Below are 24,599 nucleotides of genomic sequence, written 5' to 3' on the forward strand. Positions count from 1 at the left end.
GATGAATCCCAGACTTGTCGAGGCGCTAAGAAAAGTGGGCATTGAGGATCTGAACGAGCTCCAGAGAATGGCTTATGCGGAGGTAAAGTCGGGAAGGAACTGTCTGATCGTCGCGCCCACGGGTAGCGGGAAGACCGAGGCTGCGGTTATCCCGCTCATTGAGTCCATTCTGGAGAACGATTTTTCGGGGATAGCTCTCCTCTACATAACTCCTCTCAGGGCTCTGAACAGGGACATGCTGAGGAGGATCGAGCAGATAGCCTCGAGGCTCGGTATAAGCATCGCCGTCAGGCACGGGGACACGGGAGAGGGGGAGAGGAGGAGACAGTCACTGAGGCCGCCGCAGATTCTCATAACCACTCCCGAGACGTTCCAGCTCCTCTTCCTCGGGAAGAATCTGAGAAGGGCGCTGAAAAACGTGAGGTTTGTTGTGATTGACGAGGTTCATGAGTTTGCGGACAGCGAGAGAGGGGTTCAGCTTTCGGTCGCTCTCGAGAGGCTCAGGGAGTACACGAGGTTTCAGGTCATCGCATTGTCTGCGACGGTCGGGGACAGGGAGAGGATAATGAGGTACTTCGGCTGCGAGACCGTGGTTGAGTTTCAGGGCAGGAAGAGGTACGACTTCTCTGTTGTGAAGGCCGAGGTCACTGACGAGGACAGGAGGCTTGGCAGGGAGCTGGGAGTTGGTGAGGAGACTGCTGCAGACCTGAGGATGATAAAGGAGATTGCTGACAGGCACGAGTCGGTTCTGATCTTCGTGAACACCCGTCAGACGGCTGAGGCACTCGCGCTGAGGCTTAAGAGGATAATGAGCGCAGAGGTTCACCACGGCTCCCTCTCCAAGGATGTGAGAATTGAGAACGAGAGGAGGTTCATGGAGGGTGAGGTCAAGGCCCTCATATGCACCTCCTCCCTCGAGCTCGGGATAGACATAGGCCACGTGGACTGCGTGATCCAGTACAACAGCCCGAGGGAGGTGGCAAGACTTATCCAGAGGGTCGGGAGGAGCGGTCACAGGCTCGAGAAGGTGTCTAAGGGGTACGTCATAGCCAGCAGCTTCGACGACATCCTCGAGTCGGCGGTGATAGTCGGGAGGGCCTACAGGCGTGAGGTCGAGAAAACCGAAGTCCACGAGATGAGCCTCGACACACTCGCAAACCAGATATCCGCGATTGCCCTCGAATACGGGAAGATTTCGGCTGAGAGAGCGTTCGAGATCATAAGGCGGGCTTACCCCTTCAGAAACCTCGAGTTCGAGTTCTTTGACGAGTTCTGCAGGTTTTTAAGCGAGATGAGGGTTGTGGACTACGACGGAGAGGCTCTTAAAGCAAGGAGGAAGACGAGGAGGTACTTCTACGAGAACATCTCGATGATCCCGGACGAGAGGCACTACCCTGTGAGGGACATAACCACCGGGAAGGTAATTGGGGTTCTGGACGAGTCATTCCTCCAGACGTTCACGGGCGAGCTCTTTGCCATGAAGGGAGAGGTGTGGAGAGTTGTAAGCGTGGACGACATGGTTAGGGTTGTTCCTGCCGGTGTGGATGCTGACGTGCCGTCTTGGGCTGGGGAGGAGATTCCCGTACCCTTCGAGGTCGCTCAGGAGGTCGGAAAGCTCAGGAGGGTGCTGGCGGATTTAGCGAGAAGAGGTGAGGATGAGGCCGTCAGGTACCTGCTGGACAACTACAGCGTGAACGTGGAAGCTGCCAAAGCAGTGGTTGAGAAGATCAGAGAGCATGTGGAGTCAGGCTATGCAGTTCCCAGCGACGTGAGGATCGTTATTGAGGGGAACGATGACGTGGCCGTTGTCAACGCATGCTTCGGGCACAAGGTGAACGAGGGACTCGGCAGGATACTCGCACTGCTGATCTCTGCGAGGAGGGGGAGGAATGTCGGTGTTGAGATAGATCCCTACAGGATAAGGCTGATTCCCGCGAGTGTCGAAGAAGTTGCCGACGCGCTGAACTCCCTGAGAGGTGTGGGCAGGGAGGGGCTGGAGAGGCTGCTTGAAAGGGCCGTTGTGGACACCAGACTGTTCCAGTGGAAGATGCTGAACGTAGCGAGGAAGATGGGGTACCTGAGCAAGGACGTGGAGCTGAACAGGGTCAACGTCAGGAAGCTCGTCCAGAGGCTCTACGACACACCCATCTTCAGGGAGGCCATGAGGGAGCTTGAGGTGGAGAGGGTGGACATCGACAGGCTCGCTCAGATACTCGAGAACCTCGACAGCCTCGAAATCTCTGTCTACAGCTCCCTCACCCCAATAGGCACGGCAAGCTCGAGGCAGAGCTTCGACGTGCTTCTGACATCAAAGCCGATAGAGGCTGTTCTGGAGGCGTTCAGGGAGAGGATTGAGGACGAGGAGTGCCACGTTCACTGCCTCAACTGCAGGTACACGATCACCCTGAAGGTCAGGCATCTGGACTCCCTCACATGTCCGAGGTGCGGGTCGAGGATGCTCGCCTGCGTTAATGCTAGGAGGAGGCTTGAGGATGTGAGCAAGAGCGAGCTCTACAGGATAGCGAACCTTGTCTCCATGCACGGGATGAGGGCGGTTTATGCGATGAACACCTACGGCATCGGGGTTGAGACGGCAAGCAGGATCCTGCTGAACTTCTATCCAGACGACAAGAGCTTTTTCAAGGCTCTTCTGGAGGCGGAAAAGAATTATATAAAATCGAGGGCCTTCTGGGACTGATGGATTTTGAAGAGAAGGTGAAGGAGATTCTGGAGCACTTTGGCGGGCTGATTGACGAAGAGACTGCAAGGCTCCTCGCCGAGTACTCGGCAGGCAGGCAAAACCCAGCAGATGTGAGGAGAGGCTTCGTCAGAATCTCCGGAAGGGTTCTCGACAGGAGGGTCTTTGAAGACAAGAGGTACTGCAGGGTTGAGGTGGAAAGCGAGAAGGGGAGGGTTTACGTGTACTTCTGGGATGAGGCCTACGAGGTTGCTGTGAGGGACGTTTTTCCGGGGATGGTGGTTGAGGTGCTGGCAAACTCGGGAGAGAGCGGTTTTCACGTCAACTCAGCCGATAACGTCAGGGTCGAGCTCGACGACTCGGCCTTCACCTCACTCAGCGACCTGAAACCGGGAGGTGGTGTTTGCGTTAGGGGGAGGGTCAGCGGAATCGAGGGCGAGAGGGTGACGAGGGACGGGAGGAGGATGGCGGCCCTGACGATAACTGACGGGAAGACATTCGTTCCCCTCCTGCTATGGGACGATAAGGTCGAGCTTTTCAGTACAATCTCGCCCGGAGACGAGGTGATAGTTCTAAACGCTAACGTCAGCGAGTTCGGTGGAAGGATCAGGATCCACGCTGGGAGGAGGTCGTTTGTGGATGTGAGGAGGCTTGAGATTTAGGTTTCTATGCTGACCTGCGTCGTGTATTCTGCTATCACGATTCTGTCAACGTAGACGCTGAGCGTTGCCGTGTTCGTGGTGTTGTTGAGCATCGCATCCCCCGGCAGTTTGTCGAAGAACTCGTACCAAAGCTTCGCGTAAGGAGAGGTGATGGTGAGGTTCATAACATCCCCAACATCCTCTGCCGTTACGTTAACCGATGTCGTGTTGAATATGAGCTTGACCGAACCCTCGCCGCTCACCGAAACGTCCCCGACGAGCCTGTTTATCACGACAACAGCGACAACCTTGGTGGAGTAGGACGGGCTCTTGGCAAAGCTCGTGTGGATGAATATCCTCGGCTCCTCTATCGCTCTGTCGTATCCGTAGTATCTCTCCCACACAGCCCCGTTCTCGAGAGTCACCTCAAGCCCTTCATACCTGTAGTTGAGGGCTCCGGTGTATCGCTCGAGCGTAAGGTTCCCTACCGTTATGTTGATCTTGGTCTCGTTACTTATCCAGAACGTTCCTCCCTGCATCTCGACCTGAATGCTCTGGAGCGGCGCACCCCCGTACGTTGATATCGCAACAACGTTCAGGATCCTCTTGAAGCTCTGCCTTATACCCTCTGAGATGAACATCTTGCTTGTGTTCTCCACCATGCTGTTCGTCTTCAGGTAGACCATCGAAATGGCCACGATGACTATCCCGAGGATGAGCATGTATCCGAGCACTTCCGAAACACCTTTCGAGTTCATCCCAGCCTCACCCTGTACAGTACGATATACGAGTCCTCAACAACGACCGTAACCTCATTTCTGCTCACGCTCGGGCTCAGACCGAGCTCGCTGAAGAACTTCTCCCACAGCTTGTAGTTGCTGCTCCTTATCTTTATCTCCGCAGGACCGGTTTTTATCAGGCTCACGTTCTCCTGAGTGATCCTCAGGGTGACGTAACCCCCACCCCCGGCCGAGAGGGATCCGTTGAATGAGATTATCGGCATTGTGAGCGTTTTCCCTGTGAGATATATTGGAGGGGCCGTGAGCATCTCCGAATGGCTGTCCCACTTTCCTATAATCGCTCCATTCTCCATGACCACCTCCCAGCCGCTGCCGTAGAAGACTATGGATGAGACGTTGTATGCGGTTCCGTTCACGGTTATAACCGGCTCGTTCCTGAACGTTGCGGAGTAATCGCTGAAGTGTATTTTCAGGGTGGCCGTGGGCTCCATGCCGAACCTGACCTGATTTATCTTCTCGTTCACGTCGAGCATTGTGAAGTACGCGTCCTTCTCTCTGAGGGACTCCTTGCTCTGGAACAGCACCGGCTGGGAGTAAACGAAGAGCATTCCCACTGTGAGCGTGATTATGAACAGTATTATTACAGTCCCTACTACCTCCGAGCTCATGATATCTCCACCACCGCGCTCTCTGCGGTTGAAACCCTTCCTGACACGACGGTCAGGTTGTAGACCGCTATATCTCCAGTGAACGGGTAGGGCTCGTAGGTGACGTTGCTCACTCCGTAGACATCAAGCTGGTAGTCTCCGGGCTTGTTGGCAACCGCCTGGAACACAAGCTCAATCTCGTCGTTTATGTACACCTCCGAGATGTTCAGCCTGACTGCAGTTCCGTCTGGAAGCTGGTAGACAATCGGGACGTCTGCGGTGGCGTTTCCGCTTATGCTCACCGTCGGCTCTCCCACGAGCTCGAGACCGCTGGGTATCACGTCAGTGATCGTGACGTTCTTCGCGGACAGCTTGAACGTCTTCGATATGTCGTTGTAGGCGTCAACGAGCTCCTGATAGTTTGTCGCGGTGTAGAAGCACTTGCTCCCGTCGGGCTTCGTGCTTGCTATCTCCTGCAGAAACGCCGTGTTTGCGTCGTAACCGAATGCTATGGTGCAGATGGTTATGTTCTCGCTTCCAATGTAGGTGCTTTTTATCGTGTTCGCCTCGTCTATTGCCCTGTTTGCAGCATCAACACAGTAGCTGCTCCCGTCACATCTGGGATCGGTGTACGGGTCTGCCGGATCCCAGAGGTAGCTGCCCCAGGTTGGCTCACCGTCGCTCATCAGAATTATGAGCGGCTTCGTTCCCGATATGGCCGTTGTGTTCTCCAGAAGTACTTCCTTGGCCTGATTGAGGGCGTGGTATATGTTTGTCGCACCCGATGGGCTCAGATCCTTGATCTCCTCGTCCACCACGGTTTTGTTGGTCGTCAGGTACGTCAGCGCTCCGGACGTGTTGACAGTATGTTTGGTTGCGTAGTATGAGTAATCGACCAGTCCAACGTAATCGCTGTTTTCAAGCGCGCTGTCGAAGGTTATCGCGGCGATTCTCGCAGAATCGAGCTTCTGGATGCTCGCGTCTCCCTCGTAAAGCGAGGCGTCGAACGCATACGGGACGACGTAATACGTGTAGTTGTCCGCCGCCGCGGGGCTAATCAGGCAGTACGTCCTTGTGCTGTAGTCGTAGCAGAAGTCCGTTGTGGTTGAGTACGTTGCCCATGCGAGGAAGTCGTAGTAGTACGGGGAGTTCAGCTTGATGGCGAGGTAGTCGTAGAGGTCGTTTCTGGTGAAGTTCTCCGGTAGCTGTACTGTCTCCGTGCTGTAGTTCGCCGTGTACGTGGTTGTGGTGCTGTAAACGAGGTTCCAGTACCCGTCGTACCTGTAGACCTCGATGGTCACCGGAATGGGTTTCTCAGGTATCGCGACGAGTGTGCTTATGTTCCATATACCTATCTCGCTGGAAGTCACTCTCGAGTCGTAGAAGTACCTCCCGTTAAGCGTTCCGAGCTCTCCGTTGGCGTACCACACATCTCCATCGGCCTGCTCCACCCTGACAACGAACGCATCATCCTTATCGAGCCCGTCCCACCATGGCGACAGATCATCGGTTGTGTACACCTCTATCAGAACGCTCTTTCCGAGGAACGACGAGTTTATGTCCAGCTGCACGTTCCAGACAGAGGGCGTGACGTAGCCGGAGAATGAGTCGTACTTCGTCTTCCAGTCCATGCTCCCTGAGGTGTCTATCACGTGCACGACTGAAAGGGTTGTGCCCCTGCCCTCAAGCAGGAACCCCCTGCCCTGCAGGTATATGTGTATCTCGAACGGCTCTCCCGGAGCTACCTGCGGAGGTATGACGAACTTCCTTATGTACAGGTCGGGGTTTGAGGATGTGTTCTTGGTTATGACGAGCGTGGCCGTGTCCGTGTCGTTGAGGTTGTACGTGAGGTCGCTCACCGTGAGCGTGAGGTTGCAGTAGGCGGTGTAGTTGGTTGAGTCGTAATTGCAGTAGGTGACGAACTCGGTCTCGTTCCACACCACGCTCAGCGTGTATGTGGCGCTTCCCATGTCTCCGGTAATCTTCGTGCCGTTCCAGAGCTCCACCTCCCAATTCCACCACCCATATGCGGAGGACTTCGAGACATCGATGACCGTCTCACCGTTGGACGTCTCGTTGGCCAGAACTATGGCTGGCCTTAAGATCAGAACTGCGCTCGGGAACACGACCGACTTCCTGCTGTACTCCAGGACGTGCTCCTCCGAGAGGCTGTTGGTTATCCCGCGGGGCTGGAAGTAGAGCGTCGTTCCACCGAGGCCGAGGTACTTCTGGTACTTCCCATCTTCCGACTCAATGTACACGTAGCTGTAACCGTCCTCTTCTTTAAACCCCGCGAAGTACTCCCTGTCCCCGATCCTGTCGGGCATGTATATTCTCGCCTTAACGTAACCGTTGCTCGGGGCGATTGTGAGGATGTCGACGATCTGGGAGGATATCTCCGCTGAGACGTCCGAGAACTGGTTCTCCACGACCTTTCCGAGGTGCACCTCCTTGAGCTGGTCGTTGAGCTGGAGCGTCATGAGTATGACGAAGAACGAGACTATCGACATCAGCAGCAGGTACTCGACGAGTATCGAAACTCCACGGGAGTTCATATGCACCCCTCCAGCCTGCAGAGAGTCGTGTCGTTGTACTCCACACCCCCGCCAATGTAGGTGATCCTGACGTTGAAGTAGGAGACCGTGTCGGAGAGCTCCGACGGGTAGCTCGCAAAAACGGAAACGTCCGCGTAGCTCCCCTTCTGCGCGTACAGCAGTCTGATGTCTCTGCTGACGTTGTACGTGTACTCGTCGAACTCGTACTTCCTCAGACCCATGTGATCGACGAAGTCGTTCTCGACTATGTCCCTCAGGTTCTTTATCTCCTCCTTCGGGAACACCATTATCGTCCTCGAGCTCTCCATTCCCGCCAGAAGGTTCTGGGTGTAGATTACAGAGAGCGTGACGATTATCCCGGAGACCACGAGGGCGAACAGTATTATTATCTGGCCGCTCTCGTTCACGCGCGCCATACTATCAGCCTCACCTCTACAACTATCGGCGTGTAGCTCCTACCGTCAGGTCTGTAGAACGGGGAGTCGGGTGAGAGGTCTCCGTTGTCCAGCACGACAACCCTGCTCGCCGCAACTGCTTCTGGCGTTGGCTGGTTGTTCACGAGAACTGCAGACTCGATTTTGCTCCCGTTCACCCAGTATATCTCGAGCCTGTAGTTTGCAGGCCTGATGAGCTTTTCCAGAGAGGAGATGAACTCCTCGTTTGGTTTGAATGACGAGTTCAGGCCGATCAGCATTCCCTTGAGTGAGTCGTTAAGAGAGGAGTTCCCGTCCATAACCCTCAGCGCATCGTATGCGAGCTGCTTCATCTGGGCATCGCTGAACTCGCTCCAGAGCGGGGAGATCACGAGGGAGCTCTGAAAGAGGGTGTAGGTTACGAGGAACAGCAGAATTGCTCCCATGATTCCCTCGAGCGTCATCATCTGTCCCTTCACCATACTACCACCACCAGCTTCGCCACAGCCCTGCCGGAGACGATCGTCGGGTTTACCAGCACCGAGCTGTTGTCGATCCACACTATCCTCTCGAACCTCGCCATCTGTGTTTCGGGTATGTCCATGCCAACGTCCAGCAGGGGGGTTCCGGACGGGGTTCCCGAGGTCTCGAGCAGCAGCTCCCTCTTGAACGGCGTGGAGTTCAAAGTTTCGAGGCTGATGTGAAACTCGTAGTTGCTGTCCGGCGTTTTCAGGCCGAGCAGCTGCTTCACCTTTTCGTAGTCGCTTTGCGTGGCGTTCCTGAACTCCACAATCTTCTCATAACTCAGCTCGCAAGACTTCACGGCAAGGCCGGGGAGGAATATAGTGTTCGGCCTGAACCAGTTGTTCTCCCAGTCAGTCCCGTTCTTTGTTCCGTTGCTCCACTTCCCCGGCATCTCCGCGAGTATGACCGAGACCTTGTAGGCCTCGTGTGAGAGTGAGATCTCGCTCCTGACCTCCCCAAACATCCCGGCTATGAGCTGAGAAACGACGAGGAATGCCATGAGGAAGATGGACAGGCCTACGAGCAGATCGAGGCTGAGCTTGCCATGGCTGGATGTGGCAAGTTTCCTTATCATGATAATTGTAGTATGGATGCGACCGTTATAAAGGTTTTTGTGGTTACGCCAGTGTGGGGCCGAGCTTTCAGAGCGAGCTCAGAAAGTCAGAAACCTCGTTAGCGAGCACGTCCATCTTTCCGGTGTAGAAGTGGTCTGTCTCCAGCTCCACCACCTTCTTCGGATCGCTCAGCGCTCCAGCAATGTCCCTTGACTCCTCAACGCTCACTATGTCGTCATAGCTCGCGTAGATGATCAGCTTTGGCACCTTGCTATCCTTCAGCTCGATCTCGTGCAATCTCTTCAGCGGAGAGATAAGAACGAGAGCGTCGCTCTCATCCGCGATGTTGCTGGCAACAACTGCCCCGAAGGAGTAGCCGACAACCGCCACAAAGTCGTGCCTCTCCCTAAGATAGAGGAGCATGTATCTCGCGTCCTCAACCTCGCCGATGCCGTTCCTGAAGGGCTGCCTGTAGTCAAACCTGAGAGTTGAGAAGCCTGATTTGTGGAGGGCGGAGCTTATCCTCTCCAGCCTCACGTCAAACCTGTTTCCGCCCATCAGGGGGTGGGGTGGGCAGAGCAAAACTCCCTTCTCCCCTCTGACGTCGTAGGTTGCCCTTATGCCGTTCACAACGACCTCGACCATACCTCATGTTCTCCGGGAAGTATATAACTGCTTCTTCAGAGTCCAAGGAGCCTGAGAAATTCCGAGTACACTTCCGAACTCAGCCTGAAGCCCTGAGCCATCATCCTCTCCACAACCACTCTTGCATCCTTTCTGCCGAGCTTTCCGGACTTCACCATCAGAAAAATTAGATAAAGGGTTCCGTGAACTCTTGCTCCAAGCGCCTCTCCAACCTGTCTTGCAATGCTGTCGTCGAGTATTGCAATCGCGTTATATCTTAGTGCAACCTCTATGACTTCCTTCTCACCGTCCTGAATTTCCCTGACCCCTCTCAGAGCTTCCCTCACATCAGCTTTGACCACTCTGATGACATTATTTTCAATGAGGCTGCTCACTATGAACGCATCCACGTCTCCCCTTTCCCTCCCCTTGACCACCACTTCCCTGTATACTGCTTCCGGAATCAGCTTCTCGCCTTCAAGTTCTTCAAAGATCCAGCTCACACCTGCCTTGCTCAGGTAGATCAGTGGAGTGGAATTGAAGACCCACCTCACTTCATTGCCTCCTCGAAGTCCCTTCTTAGTTCCTCAACCGTCAGGTTCAGTGGAACACCCCTCTCCTTCAGGTACTCCATCATCTCCCTGACCGACACCTCTGCGATCTCCGCGGCCTTCGCGAGGGAAACCTTTCGCGACATGTAGAGCTCAAGTGCCACCTTCTTCAGCTCCTCCTCAACGCCTCTCTCCAAGGCCCTTCTCACCGCAGAGGACTTATCTGACTTCTCGAGCTCTATCAGCTTTCTTATCTTTCTCTCGAGCTCCGAGCCAACTCTAACAGAGATCACTGCCACGTTTACAAATTTTGTTAATGTATACTTAAGCTTTTGGGAGCCGTAAGGAAAACCTTAATACCTCCCGGCAACCTTCAGAGCTTGATGAATTACGCTGATCTCGGCCTCAAGGTTGGTATAGAGATTCACCAGCAGCTCGACACCAAGCACAAGCTCTTCTGCAGGTGTCCAACTGAGCTGAGGGAAGTCGAGGATTCGAATTTTGAGTTTTTCAGGTATCTCAGGCTCAAGAGAAGCGAGCTTGGCACGGAGGACAGGGCTGCCAAGGAAGAGGTGATGAGGAGCAGGAGGTTCACCTACAAGTTCTACGACACCACATGCCTCGTTGAGGCTGATGAAGAACCTCCGACGGAGATCAACAGGGAGGCGTTGATAATAGGCATCCAGATAGCCAAGATGCTCAACATGGAGCTTGTTGACGAGCTGCACGTGATGAGGAAGATTGTCATAGATGGCAGTAACACCACCGGATTTCAGAGGACTGCGCTGTTAGCGTTTGATGGTTACTTGGAGGTGGATGGGAGGAGAATAGGTGTCGCAACCCTCTGCATTGAGGAGGAGGCTGCCAAAAAGGTCGAGGAGAGGAGGGGTGAGGTTGTATACTCCCTCGACAGACTCGGAATCCCTCTCGTTGAAATCGGCACGGAGCCGGACATAAACAGCCCCGAGATGGCCAAGAAGGTCGCGAAGAAGCTCGGAATGATCCTGAGGAGCACGGGAAAGGTGAAGAGAGGTCTCGGGACGATAAGGCAGGACGTGAACATCTCGATCGAGCAGGGGGCGAGGGTTGAGATAAAGGGAGTGCAGGACGTGGACATTCTGGACAAGATCGTTGAGTACGAGGTGGTGAGGCAGGTTAACCTGCTCAGGATAAGGGATGAGCTTAGGAAAAGGAACGCCAGGGTCTGCGAGGAGATATTCGACGTTAAGGACGTTTTTGCCAGCACGAAATCAAAGATTCTCAGGAAGGCCAAGGCGATAATGGCCGTGAAGCTTGAGGGGTTTTCAGGCCTCGTTGGAATGGAGATCCAGCCCGGCAGAAGGCTTGGAACCGAATTTGCGGACATCGCCAAAACCTTCGGTTTAGGGGGGATATTCCACACCGACGAGCTTCCAGCCTACGGGATAAGCGAGCAGGAGGTGGAGGAGCTCAGAAAGGCCGTTAATGCTGGAGAAGGCGATGCGGTTATAATCGCTGCCGGAGACGAGCAGAGGGTCAGAAACGCCCTCGCGAGGATAGTGGAGAGGGCAAAGTTCTGCCTCGTTGGCGTCCCTGAGGAGACGAGGAAGGCGAACGATGATGGAACAACCTCTTACCTCCGCCCGCTGCCGGGTGCGGCGAGGATGTACCCCGAGACCGATGTGCCACCAGTGGTGATTGACGAGGAGATGAGGGGCGTTGAGGTTCCAGAGTTAATCGAGGAGAGGGCTGAGAGATACATGAGAAGCTACGGACTTTCAGAGGATCTCGCGATGATAATGGCGGATCCGAGGTATAGCGGGATCTTCGAGGAGTTTGCAGGGAGCGTTGAGGCGAGCGTTGTTGCGAGGGTGCTCCACATAATCCCGTCCCAGCTCAGGAAGGAAGGATACGATGTGGACAGGCTTGGAGAGGAGGACTTCAGGCTCACGCTGTCCATGATCAGGGATGGCAAGATAGCAAAAGAAGGAGCGGAGGAGGTTCTGAAGATCTTAAGCAGGGAGAAGGTCGGTGAGGAGGAGATACTCGCAAGACTCTCGCCCTCGAAGGATCTGGATGGGTTCATAGCCGATCTCGTTAAAGAAAAGAGTGATCTGATCGCTGAGAGAGGAGAAAACGCGTTCAAGCCCCTCATGGGCCTCGTCATGAAGGAGTTCAGGGGCAAGGTTGATGGAAAGGTAATAGCCGAAAAGCTTAGAGAAGCGATAAAGAGGGAGCTGGAGAACATTTAGAACAGGAGAACAGCAATCAGTGGAAGGACTATCGACGTGAAGATACCGTTCAGGGCCATTCCGAGCCCGCTCACCGCCCCACTCACTTCGTCATCCAGAATGATCCTCGCCGTTCCAAGACCGTGAGCTGTGACGCCCATCGCAAGCCCCCTTGCAACCCTGTCCTTTATTCTTGCTGCGTTCATTACCTCCACCCCTGCAGCGTTCCCCATGATGCCCGTGAGAATCACGAGGACTGCTGTGAGGGATGGAATTCCGGAGATCTTCTCGCTCACGCCAATTGCGATAGCTGTGGTTATGCTCTTCGGCGCTATGCTTCTCATCACTACTTCGCTCCCTCCCAGAAGCTTCAGGATAAAGACTGCGCTTATTATCGCCACCAGCCCTCCCACAACAATCCCAGCAAAAATCTGCTTGGAGTACCTGTATATGTACTCCCTCTGCCTGTAGAGCGGCACCGCAAGGCTCACAACAGCCGGGCCAAGCAGGAACGTCAGGATCTGGGCACTGTCATTGTAGTAATCATAGCTTATCCCCGAAACGCTCAGGATCAGGACTATGCCCAGTATCGTCAGCAGAACTGGATTGAGCAGGAAAACCCTCTTTCTTGAGTAAACCTCTGTGAATGCGTAGTAGAGGGCGAGGGTCAGGAAGATTCCGAACGGGTTCATCTCATCACTTCCACGGTCTTTGCAGTTATGAGCAGGGTGGCGAAGAAGCTCACCACAAGCGCTGTGGCTATTGGGAGCAGTTCAGACTTTATGAGGTCGAGGTAGAGTATCACGCCCGCTCCCGGAGGTACGAAGAGTATGCTCATGTGCCTGACGAAGAATTCTGCTTCTCTCTCACACCACTCTACCTTCATGACTCCCGAAAAAAGGGCGATGGCGAGGAGGATCATTCCGAGAACGCTTCCGGGAATCATGAGGCTTAGGGTCTTTGAGAGAAACTCTCCGAGGAAGTAAAAGCCGAATATCACCGCGAGCCCCCTATACATGTTTTGAAATGTTTAATCGTTTACTTTAAACCTTTTCGATGATCCAAAAGCTTTATATATCTTTGCTACTGTGTCTCAATGTCTCACACTAACAAGGTGGTGTTATGGAGATCGGGAAGAGGATAAGGCTGGAGAGGATAATAAACCGCGACAGCGGGAACACGGTAATCGTCCCCCTCGACCACGGGGTGAGCATGGGGCCGATAGAGGGGATAATCGACCTGAGAAAGACGATCAACGCCGTGGCAGAGGGAGGGGCAAATGCGGTTGTGGTGCATAAAGGTGTGGTTGCGTTCGGCCACAGGGGTTACGGGAAGGATGTCGGGCTGATCCTGCACCTCTCAGCCTCCACGATGCTCTCTCCAGACCCAAATGAGAAGGTTCTGGTTGCGAGCGTGGAGGAGGCGATAAAGCATGGAGCCGATGCTGTCAGCGTTCACATAAACGTCGGGAGCAAGACTGAGGCAGAGCAGCTGATGAAGCTCGGGAAGATAAGCAGGGACTGCAGGGAGTGGGGGATGCCGCTGCTCGCGATGATGTACCCGAGAGGCGAGGGGATCAATCAGTTCGACGAGAAGGCTGTGGCGCTTGCCGTGAGGGTGGGGGTTGAGCTTGGAGCGGACATAATAAAGACGAACTTCACAGGCAGCGTCGAGTCGTTCAGGAAGGTTGTGGAGGGGTCTCCGGTTCCCGTGGTTGTGGCCGGAGGGGAGAGGATGGATTCCGCGGAGGACATACTCAGGATGGTCGAGATGGCGATGGATGCGGGGGCAAGGGGTGTTGCGATCGGCAGAAACGTCTTTCAGGCCGAGAATCCGACCCTGATGACGAAGGCCATATCTCTCATAGTCCACGAGAACGGGACCTGGAAGGAGGCACTCGAAGTTCTCAGGGGTTAAGTTTATTAATTTTGGCTCTCCTCTTTTCTCCGGTGATTCAATGAGAATTCCGCTTTACATCGAGTTCTCCGGTAAAAACGTGCTCATCATCGGTGGAGGTGGAGTCGGGACGAGCAGGGCGAAGAAGTTTCTGAGTGCCGGGGCGAGGGTGAGGGTTCTGAGCATCGAGTTCAGCGACGAGCTGAAGGAGATGGATGTAGAGCTCATCAAAGGAGATGCGAGGGATGAGTCTCTCCTTGAGGAGCACATAGGCTGGTGCGACCTCGTGACTGTGGCGATTCCTGACACGAGCGTGAATGACGCGGTTGTAAGGCTGGCCAAGAAGCACAGGGCCCTCGTGAATCTCGCCAACGACGCTGAGAGGACTGAGGTTGTCGTGCCCTTCGACGGTGAGGTGGACGGAATAAGGTTCGCAGTCACCACCGAGGGAAAGAGCGGGGTCGTTGCGAGGGCAGTGAGGGACAAGTTCCTGCAGATTCTCAGGGAGGACGAGGAGCTGCTCAACCTGCTGAGGGCTATGGACTTCCTGAAAAGGTACATGAAGGAGAATGAGGTTCCCGTAAATGTGAGGATGAAGATGTACTTTGCGGTGAGCGGTGACGAGGAGTTCAAGAGGCTGGTGAGAGAGGGGAGGATCGAGGAGGCCAAGGAGTTCGCGATAAAGTACTTGAGAGAGTATTTGGAAGGAAAGCGGGATGTGGATGATAGTGTCGTCAAGATAAACTTCTGAGGTGGTTCTGTGGATAAAGAGCTCCTGATGAAGGCCCAGTACGAGATGCCCGTCAGTGAAGACCCATTTGCGGAGCTTGCCGAAAAGCTCGACAGATCGGTAGAATCCGTCATCGAGTCGCTGAGGGAGTATCTGAGGAGCGGAGTGGTCAAGAAGGTAGGGCCCCAGCTGAATTACAAGGCGTTCAGGGGGATAAGCTTCGCAGCCCTCGTCGGGGCGGAGGTTAGGGAAAATCTGGAGAGGGCCGTTGAGGTCATAAACTCCGACAGAGGGGTGAAGCACAACTTCCTGAGGGAGCATGACGTCTACAACATCTGGTTCACGATAAAGGCCCCGAGTAAAGAAGAGCTATTCGAAAGGACGAAAGCTCTGATGGAGAGGTGCGGCGTTGACAACTACGTGGTTCTTCCCAGCGTCAGGGTTTACAAGATGGACGTGAAGTACGACCTCTTCAGGGGGGTCTCGTTCAGCACGAGGGCTGAGGAGAGGGCAGAGGTGCCGAAGGTGGAGGAGCTTGGGGTTGATGGGGACATGCTGAGGGACATGGAGAGGAACTTCGCCGTGGAGGAGAGGCCGTTCAGGAGGTTTGCCGAGAAGTACGGGTACACCGAGTCCGAGCTGGCGGATCTGATTGCAGAGCTAATCGAGAAGAGGGTTGTGAGGGACTTCTACGCAGTCCTGAACGGCCAGAAAGCCGGTTTCAGGGAGAACGGGATGAACCTGATAAGGACGGAAGAGCCTGAGAGGGTTGCTGAGAGACTTCTCAGAAGAATCCCCGAGATCACCCACCTCGTCCAGAGGGAGGTGCCGGAGAACTGGAACTACCCGGTCTACTTCATGGTGCACGCGGTGAACAGGGAGATAATTGAGGGCATAGCCGAGAAGGCGAGGGACGTGGAGGGAGTGGAGGAGCTCAGGATACTTTACAGCCTGAGGAGTTTCAAGGACTGATTACTTTAACTTGAACCTCCTCACGTGCCCGCAGTTCAGGCAGGTTATCCTCACAACCCCCTTGCTCACCCTGACTCTCATTTTGTCGTGCCTGTATGGGTGGAGGCACCCCCTGCAGAACCTGAGCTTTTTCTTCTTCAGCCTGATTCTGTACTTCTTCGCTATCCTGACCGCAAGCTCAACATACCTCCTCGCGAGCTCGTAGTCCCTGAATTTCACCTCATCCGCGAGGTTTAGCAGGTAGTCTATCCTCTCCCTCGCGATCCTTTTCTCCAGAGCCTTGTCTCTTTTAACCGCCATCCTCGCACCCGCACCTGTCAACCGGCTTGAGGCACCTTCTGCACCTCTTCACGGCTATGAAGCTGTCGTCGAACTCTATCCTTATCCTCCTCGACTCGAGCATCGCTATGCCGAGCTTCCTTCTTGCCTGCAAAAGCAGTCTGCTTATGGTCGGCTGCGACACCCCCATGAGCTCTGCAGCCCTCTTCTGGCTCATTCCGAGCACGTCCACGAGCCTCACCGCCTCGGCCTCATCAGGGAACACCACAACCTCTCCGCCCTTCTCGTGGAAGCTGAGCTCCACGAACCTCTTTCGCTTCCTTCGCGGCATCTGAATATTTATTCAGTTCGGTGTTATTTAACGGTTGTTCCCCTCGGGTGATTGGCGTCGAAGCCTTTTTAACCTCTCGATATTCAGAGAGATTCGGGACGGGTGGTCTGATTGGAGAGGGACGACCTGATTGAAATCCTCATTGAGATCAGGAATCTGCTGGAAAGGATAGAGAGGAAAATGGACGAAATCGCGGGGCGTGAAAGGAAAAGACCGGATATTGATCCCCTCGCCCTTCTGGAGCTCCCAGGAAGCCTGAGAACAACGTACATGGCCCTCATGGAACTCAAGGAGGCCACAGCAGAGGAGGTCGCGTCCGTCACAGGAAGGGGGAGACCGTCCGAGAGCCACTACCTGAACACGCTCGTGAAGATGGGGTATGCGAGCAAGAAGAGGGTGGGGAAAAAGGTGTACTACTTTTTGGGGTGATGGCATGCTTGCACTCGTTGTTGTAATCGCTGCGTTTGCCGCTTATTTTCTGTCGTTTCCGCTTTACGGGCCTCTGCTTGCAGATCTGCCCGCAAACCTTCTGGAGAGCTATCTGACGACGTTCATGGCCTCCACCATCGCCGGCTCGCTGATCGCCGGCACGTTTGCGGACAGAGTTGAGAGGAAGATGGCTGCTCTAAAGATACTCGCCATTCTTCTGATCCTCGCGGTTTTCATTTACAGGTCGGGCCACTACATAGCAGCATCGGCCATTCAGGGGCTGGCTGTTGGTGCGCATGTGGTCTTCTGGGGTGCGCTGATGTCGAGAAAGGTCAAGCCATGGAGGAGAGCGACAGTCTTCGCGGTATCCGCTGCAATCGCCAACATTTATCTCATTCTCGTCCAGCACAGTGGCCACGTGAACCAGCTCCTCGCGGCCCTCCCGCTCGTCCCGGTGCTCTTACTGCCCGAGGTTCGCGACAAACCGTCCAGGGAGACTTGGTCAATCAACAGAGATGTTGTGAACTTCGCCCTCCCGATCGTGGTGTTCTACATTCTCGGTGGGTTCATGTACGCTGAGATGGAGGTGGCCTTCAGGGAGGCTGGCATAAGCGTGCACGTTCTGTTTTACGTGGCAGTCGTGGTTGTGGCTGGATACCTCTACGACAGGTTTGGCAGGAAGCCAGTATCAATCGCAGGCCTGCTGCTGCTTGCCGCGTCGTACGTTCTGTTCAACAGGAACCTCGTGCTCTCTGCCCTCCTCATCCAGTCGTCCTACGGGTTCGTGGACGTCTTTTCGATGATCATATGGGCTGATCTCGCAAGGTACGGCAGCGAGGGGAAGCACTACGCCATTGGCTTCTCCGTTATAATGGCATCACTGCTCGCCGGGTACAAGGCCATCCTCTACTACTCCCCCAAGGCATCCGATTTTGAGGCCATTGCCCTGATCCTGCTGATCTTTGCATCGGTTCTCATAGCCTTGGTTAGGGAGCCGAAGATATCTCAGGAGGATTACCTAATGAGGGTGAGGGAGATGGGGGGTGCGTCACAGTGAAGGTTATCAGCCTCCACTCGTTCAAGGGTGGAGTCGGCAAAACCTTCATAGCCCTCAACCTGGCGAGTGTGCTGGCGGAGTACGGAAAAACCTGCATAATGGAGCTTGATCTGATCGCTCCGAGCCTCTACTCGTTTTTCGAGGCAGACTGCTACATAAACGACCTGATATACGGGAACGCAGAGGTTGGGGGGTGCACGGTCGAGGTCGACAGGAACTTGTACGCCATCCTCGCCTCACCATCCTCGAACGCGATAAAGAGAGAGCTCAGGAAGGAGTACAGGGAGGAAATGAGGACACTCGAGAGGCTGATGGAGGTCAAAAAGAAGCTGAGCGGGTTTGACTTCGTGGTTCTCGACACCCACCCTGGAATCAGCTACTCCAGCATAAACTCCATAATCCTGAGCGATCTTGTACTGCTCGCCCTGAGGCCTGACAAGATCGATGTTGACGGAACCGAGACCCTGCTGGATATAATCCGCAGCCTTTCCAAACCCATGTATGCGGTCATCAACAGGTACGACGGCAGGGATGTCGATGTCGGTGTCGAGGTTGTGGGCACAATTCCCTGCAGCTGTGACGTGACGATGGATAGGCCGTTCTTCGTCAGGGACCATGAGGATCACCCCGTCACAGCGGCAATAAGGGGTCTCGCGAGAAGGGTTCTCGACCTTTGAGTTGTTTCATTCTCTTTTCTTAAACTCATGTCTTGCAGGTAAAGGTTCGTTTTCACTTGTTTTTTGTGTTATTCTGTTCAAACTCAGCAACACTTAAATATCCCCTTGCAGAACCGGTAGATGATCAGATGGAGTGTGCGAGCAAATGCGCGAGAGGTGAGTTTGGTGTGAAGGAAAAATTCAGGACCATTTTGGTTTTGATAGTGGTGTCAGTGGCGCTACTGGTGATCACGTCAACCGCAGCAGCCCAGTACAACATAACGGGCAACGTGACCGTGGTTGGTGCCACAGACCCTGCCACGACACCGCTCATTGTGGTAGCATACAACGAGACGAGGAATCTGTGGTACGCGAGCTTTGGGCCAGTCTTATCGGATCCCACCACCGAGACGCTCGTTTTCCCCTACAACGTGAGCAACCTCCCAACCGGCAACTACACGGTTTTCGCGTTTCTGGACTTCAACGGAAACAACACTCCCGACTCGGACGAGCCGCAGAACGCGTCAAATCAGATCCAGATTCTGAACGGAGATGTCAGCGGGGTGGATCTCGTCATCTACAACGCGACCTCAACCGCTCCCACCCCACAGCCAGCCGGCACGGTGAACTACACAATCTCCGGATTCCTGTTCCCGTCTGCCAATGTGAGCGTTGGGCTGGTGGAGGTTTACGCCTTCAACTCGAGCCTCTACACGAGGGACGACCTGACAGCGGAGAATGTAACAGCCTTCCTCCCATCTGCCGACAACAGCACCACAGTCACCGTGATCGCTTACCCGGCACAGTACTCGTTCCAGGTGGCTGCGGGGAGTTACTACGTGGTGGCACTTCTCAACGAGAGCGGAAACTACACGGCGATTGGCTACGCGGTGAACGCAAGTGATGTGTTGGGGATGACTGCCATCAACGTCACCTTGGGTGACAACACCAGCGCGAACATCACTCTCTACGAGACTACAGCCTCACCAGCAGGAACCTCGTCTGGCACGGGCACCGTGAGTCAGGGAAGTGCGAACGTGACCGTGGGTGGAACAGTCTACTACAGCGGAATTGCCACCGGAACGCTCCACATAGCCGCGTACAACGCGACCCAGCCCCTTACTGAATCCCTGCTTCTCTCACAGCCGGTCAACGTAACGGTGGTTCAGTCCCCGGCCTTCCCCTATGCATACTCGCTTTCCGTTCCACCGGGCTTTTACTGGGTGATTGCGTTCTTGGATTTGAACGCAAGCAATGGCTACGATCCCGGCGAACCCGTGGGCTTTGCCATAAACGCCACATCGAACGCGACCGCGGTTCCGATTGACGCGTTCGCAGGCAACAGCACTGCTGACGTAATCCTCAACGAGAGCAACGGGTTCTTGACAGGCTCGTATTACGGAAACTACACCGAAGGTGGGTACTTTGAGGAGAACTTCACGCTCCCCTCAGGACTGGTGTACTGGTATCCCGAAACCTGCAACCAGAGCACGGTAAACGTGACCGTGAGGGCACTGAACTGGAGCACGGTTTACAACAGCACTTCCGACTTCATGATCACCTTAGAGGGCACCTGCTTCTACGGTGTGAGTGTCGACTCCAACGGCACAGCGGACATCGGAATCCAGCCCGGAGAGTACAGGGTTGTGATATACGAGGCCATCCCTCCGTTCAGGATGATTGAGGTTGGTAACAGAACCGCCAGTGAGGGAGGTGAGATCGCCATAGACTTCTCCCAGCTCGACATACCTGAGGTCAGGTCGGTGACCGTGAGGGTGCTCGACAGCGGCGCGCCAGTAGCCAGTGCCGAGGTGGTTGTGTACTCGACCACAGCGTTCCTCGGCTACGGCATCACAGACCAGAACGGCAACGTGACTATAAATGGAATTGACGGCAACTACACGGCTCAGGTCATGATATTTGGCAACTACACCGTGCAGACGTACACGTTCTCGGTCAGCATAAACAACACGACCTCAGTCATCGTCCTCGACATAAGCTCGCTGCCAACTCTCGCAGGATATGTGCTCAAGGATGGTACGCCCGTGAGCGGGGCCTTCGTCAGCCTGTACAGTGACGACTACCTCGTCTACGTCACGGCAACGACCAATTCGAGCGGGTACTACAGCCTGTCTCTGCCGTCCTACGGCACGTACAACATCCGCGTGGATCCGGGCTTTTCCAGCGAGTACTTCACTCCATATGAGGACAGGCTGGACGTGAACCAGAGCCTGACATCTTCGCTCTACAACATAAGCGTCGGCTTCGCGAATGGTGTGAAGCTCAGCGGCTACGTCACGGACACCAGTGGGAGGAGCGACACCCCCATGTCTGACGTCTTAATCTGGACGTTCTCGGAGGACACTCTCTACTACGCCTACACGTTCACGAACGACAGCGGATATTACGAGCTCGAGCTGCCAGCTGGAACGTACGAGATTCACTTCGACCCCACAACGTCCTCGTCTCCCGGATTCGTCGAGAAGGTGGTCACGCTCTCACTTGCCGGGGATACGGTTTACAACGTCACGTTTGACCTCGCAGATCAGGGCAACATGCTGTCCGGGTGGATCGTTGACGGAAACGGCCAGCCCGTCACCTGCTCCTACGGGTGCGGGTGGATCGTGGCGTACGGTGAGAATGGGTGGAATTCTGCTGAGGTCGGGAGCGATGGCTACTACGAGATGTACCTGCCGTCCGGGGACTACACGGTGGAGTTCTACCCATACTCGTCTTCATACACCACCGTCAGGACATCGGTCTCACTGAGCGGGGACACTGTGATGAACCTCACGGTCTCCCAGGGCTACTCACTGAGCGGGCAGGTTCTCAGGAACGGTCAGGCGGTGAGCTACGCTGACGTTTACCTCTACAATTCCGACACGTGGGAATTCGCAGGCTGGACTTCCACGGATTACAACGGCAACTTTGTCATCCACGGGCTGAGCGGGGGCAACTACACGATTGAAGTGTACTCCCCGACAGCCGGATACTACTCGGCGGAAGTTACGGTCAGCGGAGACGTTACCCTGACGGTGGACATGTCGGCGGTTGGAGGGTACACGCTCGACGGCACAATCCTCCCGTCCGGCTCGGCAGACGTGTACATCTACAACGACGAGTACTCCTTCTGGACGTACACGGACAACGGAACCTTCAGCATGGCCGGAATACCGCCCGGCAACTATACCGTTCAGATCTACCACTACGACCTCGGCATGCCGATGAACTTCGAGGTCTCGATAAGCTCAGACACCTCGATGACATTCGACTTTGGTGTTTCCTCGACAACGCTCTCCAGCGTTAGAGTGACGGTTGTGAACGAGACCGGCAGTGCGGTGTCTGGAGCGAGCGTGAGCCTGTACTCTGACACGACGGGTGCGAGCAACACCACCGACTCCAACGGCGTTGCGACCTTCCAGCTGCCAGACGGCACGTACAGCGTGGTTGTGCAGGCCGACGGGTACTACATCAACGCGACAACCCTGACAGTGAGCGGCGATACGAGTCTGAGCATCGCGCTGGAGTCAATAGCCACTCAGACCCAGAACGGAACGACCGGTGGAACCCAGACTTCGCTCGTCGTCAACATAACCAGCCTGTACGACAGTGACGTGTCGGTGTGGATAACGGTGAAGGACAGCAACGCGACCAGCGACAGGTACTATGCTGAGGTTTTCGAGAGGACGATCCCTGCGGGTCAGACGGCGTCGTTCACACTCTCAGTTCCGGCGGGAACCTACAAGGTGGCAGTCCTGTACCCGGTTTACAGCAACGGCGTCATCGCCGAGACCGGTGAGGTGTACCAGCTGAATGTTACCGTTCCGGGATCTCCACCGCTGGAGTTCACGGTTCCGGGATCGTGAGGTGAAGTGAATGAAAAAGGCTGCATTGCTCCTAATATTTTTTGCTCTGGCGATGGTCACGCCGGTGAGCGGCCTGACGGCCGACGCCGGGCCTGACAGGACAGCGAGCGTTGGGGAAAGCATAACGTTCGACGGTAGCGGGAGTGTTGGTACGATAATCTCCTACTACTGGAGCTTCGGAGACGGAGCGAACGCGAGCGGTGTCGTAGTGACCCACAGCTACGACTCTCCGGGAACGTACACCGTGACGCTCATAGTGGTCGACACCGCCGGCAACATAGCCAGCGATACCGCACAGGTTACCGTCACAGCGGACACGACTGGGCCGACAATAGTCCACACCCCGGTCACCTCCGCGACGCAGGGACAGCAGATAACGATCACGGCGACAATCACCGACCCGAGCGGCGTGAACTCAGCCACCCTCTACTACAAGAGGGATAGCGACACGAGCTACGCGCAGATCAGCATGAGCGGGAGCGGTGACACCTACACCGCCACAATTCCGTCGTCAGCAGTTACGGAGAACATCTCCTACTACATCAGGGCAGTCGACACTCGAGGAAACGCTGCCACCCTGCCGCTAACGGGCAACTACACGATCATCGTCACATCCACCGACACCACACCGCCGGTGGTGACGCTCCAGTCAGTCAACAACGACACGGCACCGCCATACTACTCCTCAACCGGAGACGTGAGCATCAGGGTGTCGGTGAGCGAGGACGTGAGCTGGTGCAGGATCGGGAAGCCCCTCACACTCGTCGAGACCTCCGGAAGCACCGGAACCCTCGTGTCCCTCAGAACCTACGAGTTCACCCTGAACTCGCTTGGTGATGGGGATTACACGTACTACGTGGTGTGCGAGGACCTCTCGGGGAACAGGAACAACCAGACGACGAACGCCCTCACAGTAAACTTCACTGTCGACACCACGCAGCCAGCCGGCAGCATCAGCCTCGAGAGGCTGTCCAACGGAAGGGTCAGGATCAACTACACATACTCAGACTCCAACATGGCGACTGTCACGCTGAAAAGGGGAAGCTCGCAGCTGCTCTCGTTCGCGACTCTCCAGAGCGGCAGCGGCTCGTGGGTTGACACCGGCCTTGAGGATGGCGTAGCGTACACCTACTACCTGATCCTCACGGACAGGGCAGGGAACACGAGAACGGTTTCGGGAAGCATAGTGGCAGACAGCTCACCCCCGTCGATCTCCTTCTCTCTAAGCGGAAGCACGCTCACAGTAACCGTCACCGACACCGTCTCCAGCATAGGCCCGGTGACGATAATGGTTGACGGAACACAGGCAAGCCCGAGCGTTTCCGGAAGCGGAACGAGCAGGCAGTACACCCTCTCGCTCTCTGCCGGAGATCATGTGGTTAACGTAACTGCCTCAGACGCCCTTGGTCATACAGCATCAAGGAACTTCACCGTAACAGTTCAGGAGACCCAGTCCGGCACGGGCACATCATCAACGACATCATCAGCTACCTACACCGGCACAACCTCTGGTGGAGCAGGCGGAGTCCAGCCCTCCACGGCAGAGGAGATCAGGAGCGAGATAGTCTCCATGCTCTCGGGCGATGGAGAGGTTCAGGTGTCCATGAGGCTCAGGGAAGGGGAGCCCCTCAGGGTCGAGATCGAGCACGGAGTTGCTGGAGTTACGGAGATAGTCCTCAGCCCGGATGCGAGCTCGGAGAACGTCCGGCTCAAGGTGAGGAAGGTCGAGTCCCCCGATGCTCCCAAGGCTCCCGGAAGGGTCTACTCCTACCTCAGCATAGAGCTCGAGAACGGAACAGTGCGGGAGGCGAGGATAAAGTTCAGGGTGGAGAGGCAGTGGCTCGAGCAGGAGAGGGCGAGGGCTGAGAACGTCTTCATGTACAGGTGGAACGGAAGCGAGTGGTCGAAGCTCAACACGAGCGTCAGCGGCGAGGACGAGCAGTACGTCTACTTCGAGGCAAGCACGCCGGGTTTCAGCTACTTCGCAATTGCGGTGGAGAAGCCGGTCGAGGTCACGCCAACGCCAGCTCAGACCGAGACCCCAGCCACGGTGAGCACGCCATCACCAACCCCGACGCCCGAAAAGACCGCTGAAGAAACCGCAAAAACCCCAACACCTGCAGAGACAGAAAAGGTCGAGGAAAAGGGAATCCCGGGATTTGAGGCGGTGCTGTCACTGGCTGGCCTGATCCTGGCCGCCGGGCTTGCAAGGAGAGAGAGGTAGC

General features: G+C 55.4%; 24 protein-coding genes. 11 read left to right on the forward strand and 13 right to left on the reverse strand.

Annotation, left to right across the window (positions count from 1 at the left end; genetic code table 11):
• Position 1: 1 nt before the first annotated feature.
• Positions 2-2,698: a DEAD/DEAH box helicase gene (locus GAH_RS07360; protein WP_048095804.1), complete on the forward strand. Its 2,697-nt coding sequence runs from the start codon at positions 2-4 to the stop codon at positions 2,696-2,698.
• Positions 2,698-3,360: an OB-fold nucleic acid binding domain-containing protein gene (locus tag GAH_RS07365; protein WP_048095808.1), complete on the forward strand. Its 663-nt coding sequence runs from the start codon at positions 2,698-2,700 to the stop codon at positions 3,358-3,360. Before GAH_RS07360 ends, GAH_RS07365 begins: the two co-directional genes overlap by 1 nt.
• Here the strand turns inward: GAH_RS07365 and GAH_RS07370 are convergent.
• The 9 genes from GAH_RS07370 to GAH_RS07410 all read right to left on the reverse strand — a co-directional run bounded on the left by GAH_RS07370 (position 3,357) and on the right by GAH_RS07410 (position 10,247).
• Positions 3,357-4,097, reverse strand: a complete 741-nt coding sequence (locus tag GAH_RS07370; RefSeq protein ID WP_048095813.1) for a DUF7289 family protein — start codon at positions 4,095-4,097, stop codon at positions 3,357-3,359. The two genes, GAH_RS07365 and GAH_RS07370, sit on opposite strands and share 4 nt — an antisense overlap.
• Positions 4,094-4,747 (reverse strand): DUF7289 family protein, encoded by a 654-nt coding sequence (locus GAH_RS07375; protein ID WP_048095817.1) that lies wholly within the window; start codon positions 4,745-4,747, stop codon positions 4,094-4,096. Before GAH_RS07375 ends, GAH_RS07370 begins: the two co-directional genes overlap by 4 nt.
• The gene (locus GAH_RS07380) at positions 4,744-7,281 is read right to left on the reverse strand and encodes a VWA domain-containing protein (RefSeq protein ID WP_048095820.1); all 2,538 of its coding nucleotides are present in this window, start codon (positions 7,279-7,281) and stop codon (positions 4,744-4,746) included. The genes GAH_RS07375 and GAH_RS07380 overlap by 4 nt, the downstream gene beginning before the upstream one ends.
• Complete coding sequence (locus GAH_RS07385; RefSeq protein WP_156967425.1) at positions 7,278-7,697, reverse strand: hypothetical protein; 420 nt, start codon at positions 7,695-7,697, stop codon at positions 7,278-7,280. The genes GAH_RS07380 and GAH_RS07385 overlap by 4 nt, the downstream gene beginning before the upstream one ends.
• Positions 7,685-8,176, reverse strand: coding sequence for a DUF7288 family protein (locus GAH_RS07390; RefSeq protein ID WP_048095827.1), 492 nt, complete (start codon positions 8,174-8,176; stop codon positions 7,685-7,687). Before GAH_RS07390 ends, GAH_RS07385 begins: the two co-directional genes overlap by 13 nt.
• Positions 8,170-8,793 carry a hypothetical protein gene (locus GAH_RS07395; protein ID WP_048095833.1) on the reverse strand — a complete coding sequence of 208 codons (624 nt, stop codon included), beginning with the start codon at positions 8,791-8,793 and terminating at the stop codon, positions 8,170-8,172. Before GAH_RS07395 ends, GAH_RS07390 begins: the two co-directional genes overlap by 7 nt.
• A 67-nt stretch (positions 8,794-8,860) precedes the next feature.
• A complete protein-coding gene (locus tag GAH_RS07400) occupies positions 8,861-9,418 on the reverse strand; it encodes an alpha/beta hydrolase (protein ID WP_048095835.1) in 558 nt (185 codons plus the stop codon).
• Positions 9,419-9,453: 35 nt separating this feature from the next.
• Positions 9,454-9,951 carry a DUF3368 domain-containing protein gene (locus tag GAH_RS07405; RefSeq protein ID WP_048095840.1) on the reverse strand — a complete coding sequence of 166 codons (498 nt, stop codon included), beginning with the start codon at positions 9,949-9,951 and terminating at the stop codon, positions 9,454-9,456.
• Positions 9,948-10,247, reverse strand: coding sequence for a UPF0175 family protein (locus GAH_RS07410; protein WP_048095841.1), 300 nt, complete (start codon positions 10,245-10,247; stop codon positions 9,948-9,950). The genes GAH_RS07405 and GAH_RS07410 overlap by 4 nt, the downstream gene beginning before the upstream one ends.
• 84 nt (positions 10,248-10,331) lie before the next feature.
• On the opposite strand from GAH_RS07410, the gene gatE reads away from it, so the two are divergent.
• The gene (gatE, locus tag GAH_RS07415; protein WP_048095843.1) at positions 10,332-12,179 is read left to right on the forward strand and encodes a Glu-tRNA(Gln) amidotransferase subunit GatE; all 1,848 of its coding nucleotides are present in this window, start codon (positions 10,332-10,334) and stop codon (positions 12,177-12,179) included.
• Here gatE and GAH_RS07420 read toward each other — a convergent pair.
• Together GAH_RS07420 and GAH_RS07425 are read right to left on the reverse strand one after the other, a co-directional pair.
• Positions 12,176-12,850 (reverse strand): CidB/LrgB family autolysis modulator, encoded by a 675-nt coding sequence (locus GAH_RS07420; RefSeq protein ID WP_048095844.1) that lies wholly within the window; start codon positions 12,848-12,850, stop codon positions 12,176-12,178. The genes gatE and GAH_RS07420 overlap by 4 nt on opposite strands.
• Positions 12,847-13,176: a CidA/LrgA family protein gene (locus GAH_RS07425; RefSeq protein ID WP_048095847.1), complete on the reverse strand. Its 330-nt coding sequence runs from the start codon at positions 13,174-13,176 to the stop codon at positions 12,847-12,849. The genes GAH_RS07420 and GAH_RS07425 overlap by 4 nt, the downstream gene beginning before the upstream one ends.
• Positions 13,177-13,280: 104 nt before the next feature.
• Here GAH_RS07425 and GAH_RS07430 point away from each other — a divergent pair, with 104 nt between their 5' ends.
• Genes GAH_RS07430 through GAH_RS07440 form a run of 3 tightly spaced genes read left to right on the forward strand, consistent with a single transcriptional unit; the run spans position 13,281 to position 15,756 of the window.
• Positions 13,281-14,075 carry a 2-amino-3,7-dideoxy-D-threo-hept-6-ulosonate synthase gene (locus GAH_RS07430; RefSeq protein WP_048095848.1) on the forward strand — a complete coding sequence of 265 codons (795 nt, stop codon included), beginning with the start codon at positions 13,281-13,283 and terminating at the stop codon, positions 14,073-14,075.
• Positions 14,076-14,115: 40 nt separating this feature from the next.
• Positions 14,116-14,805, forward strand: a complete 690-nt coding sequence (locus tag GAH_RS07435; protein ID WP_048095850.1) for a precorrin-2 dehydrogenase/sirohydrochlorin ferrochelatase family protein — start codon at positions 14,116-14,118, stop codon at positions 14,803-14,805.
• A gap of 9 nt (positions 14,806-14,814) precedes the next feature.
• Entirely contained in the window at positions 14,815-15,756 is a 942-nt protein-coding gene (locus GAH_RS07440; protein WP_245603999.1) for an Lrp/AsnC family transcriptional regulator, read from the forward strand.
• Here GAH_RS07440 and GAH_RS07445 read toward each other — a convergent pair whose 3' ends face one another.
• Both GAH_RS07445 and GAH_RS07450 read right to left on the reverse strand, forming a co-directional pair.
• Positions 15,757-16,056, reverse strand: coding sequence for a ribonuclease P protein component 4 (locus tag GAH_RS07445; protein WP_048095851.1), 300 nt, complete (start codon positions 16,054-16,056; stop codon positions 15,757-15,759).
• Positions 16,046-16,366 carry a DUF134 domain-containing protein gene (locus GAH_RS07450; protein ID WP_048095853.1) on the reverse strand — a complete coding sequence of 107 codons (321 nt, stop codon included), beginning with the start codon at positions 16,364-16,366 and terminating at the stop codon, positions 16,046-16,048. Before GAH_RS07450 ends, GAH_RS07445 begins: the two co-directional genes overlap by 11 nt.
• Positions 16,367-16,477: 111 nt before the next feature.
• On the opposite strand from GAH_RS07450, the gene GAH_RS07455 reads away from it, so the two are divergent.
• The 5 genes from GAH_RS07455 (at position 16,478) to GAH_RS07475 (ending at position 24,598) form a co-directional block, all read left to right on the forward strand.
• The gene (locus tag GAH_RS07455) at positions 16,478-16,795 is read left to right on the forward strand and encodes a helix-turn-helix domain-containing protein (RefSeq protein ID WP_052747810.1); all 318 of its coding nucleotides are present in this window, start codon (positions 16,478-16,480) and stop codon (positions 16,793-16,795) included.
• Between the two features lie 4 nt (positions 16,796-16,799).
• The gene (locus GAH_RS07460; RefSeq protein ID WP_048095855.1) at positions 16,800-17,852 is read left to right on the forward strand and encodes an MFS transporter; all 1,053 of its coding nucleotides are present in this window, start codon (positions 16,800-16,802) and stop codon (positions 17,850-17,852) included.
• A complete protein-coding gene (locus GAH_RS07465; protein WP_048095857.1) occupies positions 17,849-18,529 on the forward strand; it encodes a ParA family protein in 681 nt (226 codons plus the stop codon). Before GAH_RS07460 ends, GAH_RS07465 begins: the two co-directional genes overlap by 4 nt.
• 128 nt (positions 18,530-18,657) lie before the next feature.
• Positions 18,658-22,374, forward strand: coding sequence for a carboxypeptidase-like regulatory domain-containing protein (locus GAH_RS07470; protein ID WP_048095858.1), 3,717 nt, complete (start codon positions 18,658-18,660; stop codon positions 22,372-22,374).
• Between the two features lie 10 nt (positions 22,375-22,384).
• Complete coding sequence (locus tag GAH_RS07475) at positions 22,385-24,598, forward strand: PGF-pre-PGF domain-containing protein (protein ID WP_084632348.1); 2,214 nt, start codon at positions 22,385-22,387, stop codon at positions 24,596-24,598.
• Position 24,599: the final 1 nt, after the last annotated feature.

Origin of the sequence: Geoglobus ahangari (assembly GCF_001006045.1) — an archaeon.
GTDB classification, from domain to species: domain Archaea; phylum Halobacteriota; class Archaeoglobi; order Archaeoglobales; family Archaeoglobaceae; genus Geoglobus; species Geoglobus ahangari.

Bases quoted from the DNA above. Each gene is read 5' to 3' on its own strand.
- GAH_RS07360 (WP_048095804.1), top strand. From the start codon at position 2: ATGAATCCCAGACTTGTCGAGGCGCTAAGAAAAGTGGGCATTGAGGAT.
- GAH_RS07365 (WP_048095808.1), top strand. From the start codon at position 2,698: ATGGATTTTGAAGAGAAGGTGAAGGAGATTCTGGAGCACTTTGGCGGG.
- GAH_RS07370 (WP_048095813.1), bottom strand. From the start codon at position 4,097: ATGAACTCGAAAGGTGTTTCGGAAGTGCTCGGATACATGCTCATCCTC.
- GAH_RS07375 (WP_048095817.1), bottom strand. From the start codon at position 4,747: ATGAGCTCGGAGGTAGTAGGGACTGTAATAATACTGTTCATAATCACG.
- GAH_RS07380 (WP_048095820.1), bottom strand. From the start codon at position 7,281: ATGAACTCCCGTGGAGTTTCGATACTCGTCGAGTACCTGCTGCTGATG.
- GAH_RS07385 (WP_156967425.1), bottom strand. From the start codon at position 7,697: ATGGCGCGCGTGAACGAGAGCGGCCAGATAATAATACTGTTCGCCCTC.
- GAH_RS07390 (WP_048095827.1), bottom strand. From the start codon at position 8,176: ATGGTGAAGGGACAGATGATGACGCTCGAGGGAATCATGGGAGCAATT.
- GAH_RS07395 (WP_048095833.1), bottom strand. From the start codon at position 8,793: ATGATAAGGAAACTTGCCACATCCAGCCATGGCAAGCTCAGCCTCGAT.
- GAH_RS07400 (WP_048095835.1), bottom strand. From the start codon at position 9,418: ATGGTCGAGGTCGTTGTGAACGGCATAAGGGCAACCTACGACGTCAGA.
- gatE (WP_048095843.1), top strand. From the start codon at position 10,332: ATGAATTACGCTGATCTCGGCCTCAAGGTTGGTATAGAGATTCACCAG.
- GAH_RS07420 (WP_048095844.1), bottom strand. From the start codon at position 12,850: ATGAACCCGTTCGGAATCTTCCTGACCCTCGCCCTCTACTACGCATTC.
- GAH_RS07425 (WP_048095847.1), bottom strand. From the start codon at position 13,176: ATGTATAGGGGGCTCGCGGTGATATTCGGCTTTTACTTCCTCGGAGAG.
- GAH_RS07430 (WP_048095848.1), top strand. From the start codon at position 13,281: ATGGAGATCGGGAAGAGGATAAGGCTGGAGAGGATAATAAACCGCGAC.
- GAH_RS07435 (WP_048095850.1), top strand. From the start codon at position 14,116: ATGAGAATTCCGCTTTACATCGAGTTCTCCGGTAAAAACGTGCTCATC.
- GAH_RS07445 (WP_048095851.1), bottom strand. From the start codon at position 16,056: ATGGCGGTTAAAAGAGACAAGGCTCTGGAGAAAAGGATCGCGAGGGAG.
- GAH_RS07450 (WP_048095853.1), bottom strand. From the start codon at position 16,366: ATGCCGCGAAGGAAGCGAAAGAGGTTCGTGGAGCTCAGCTTCCACGAG.
- GAH_RS07460 (WP_048095855.1), top strand. From the start codon at position 16,800: ATGCTTGCACTCGTTGTTGTAATCGCTGCGTTTGCCGCTTATTTTCTG.
- GAH_RS07470 (WP_048095858.1), top strand. From the start codon at position 18,658: ATGGAGTGTGCGAGCAAATGCGCGAGAGGTGAGTTTGGTGTGAAGGAA.
- GAH_RS07475 (WP_084632348.1), top strand. From the start codon at position 22,385: ATGAAAAAGGCTGCATTGCTCCTAATATTTTTTGCTCTGGCGATGGTC.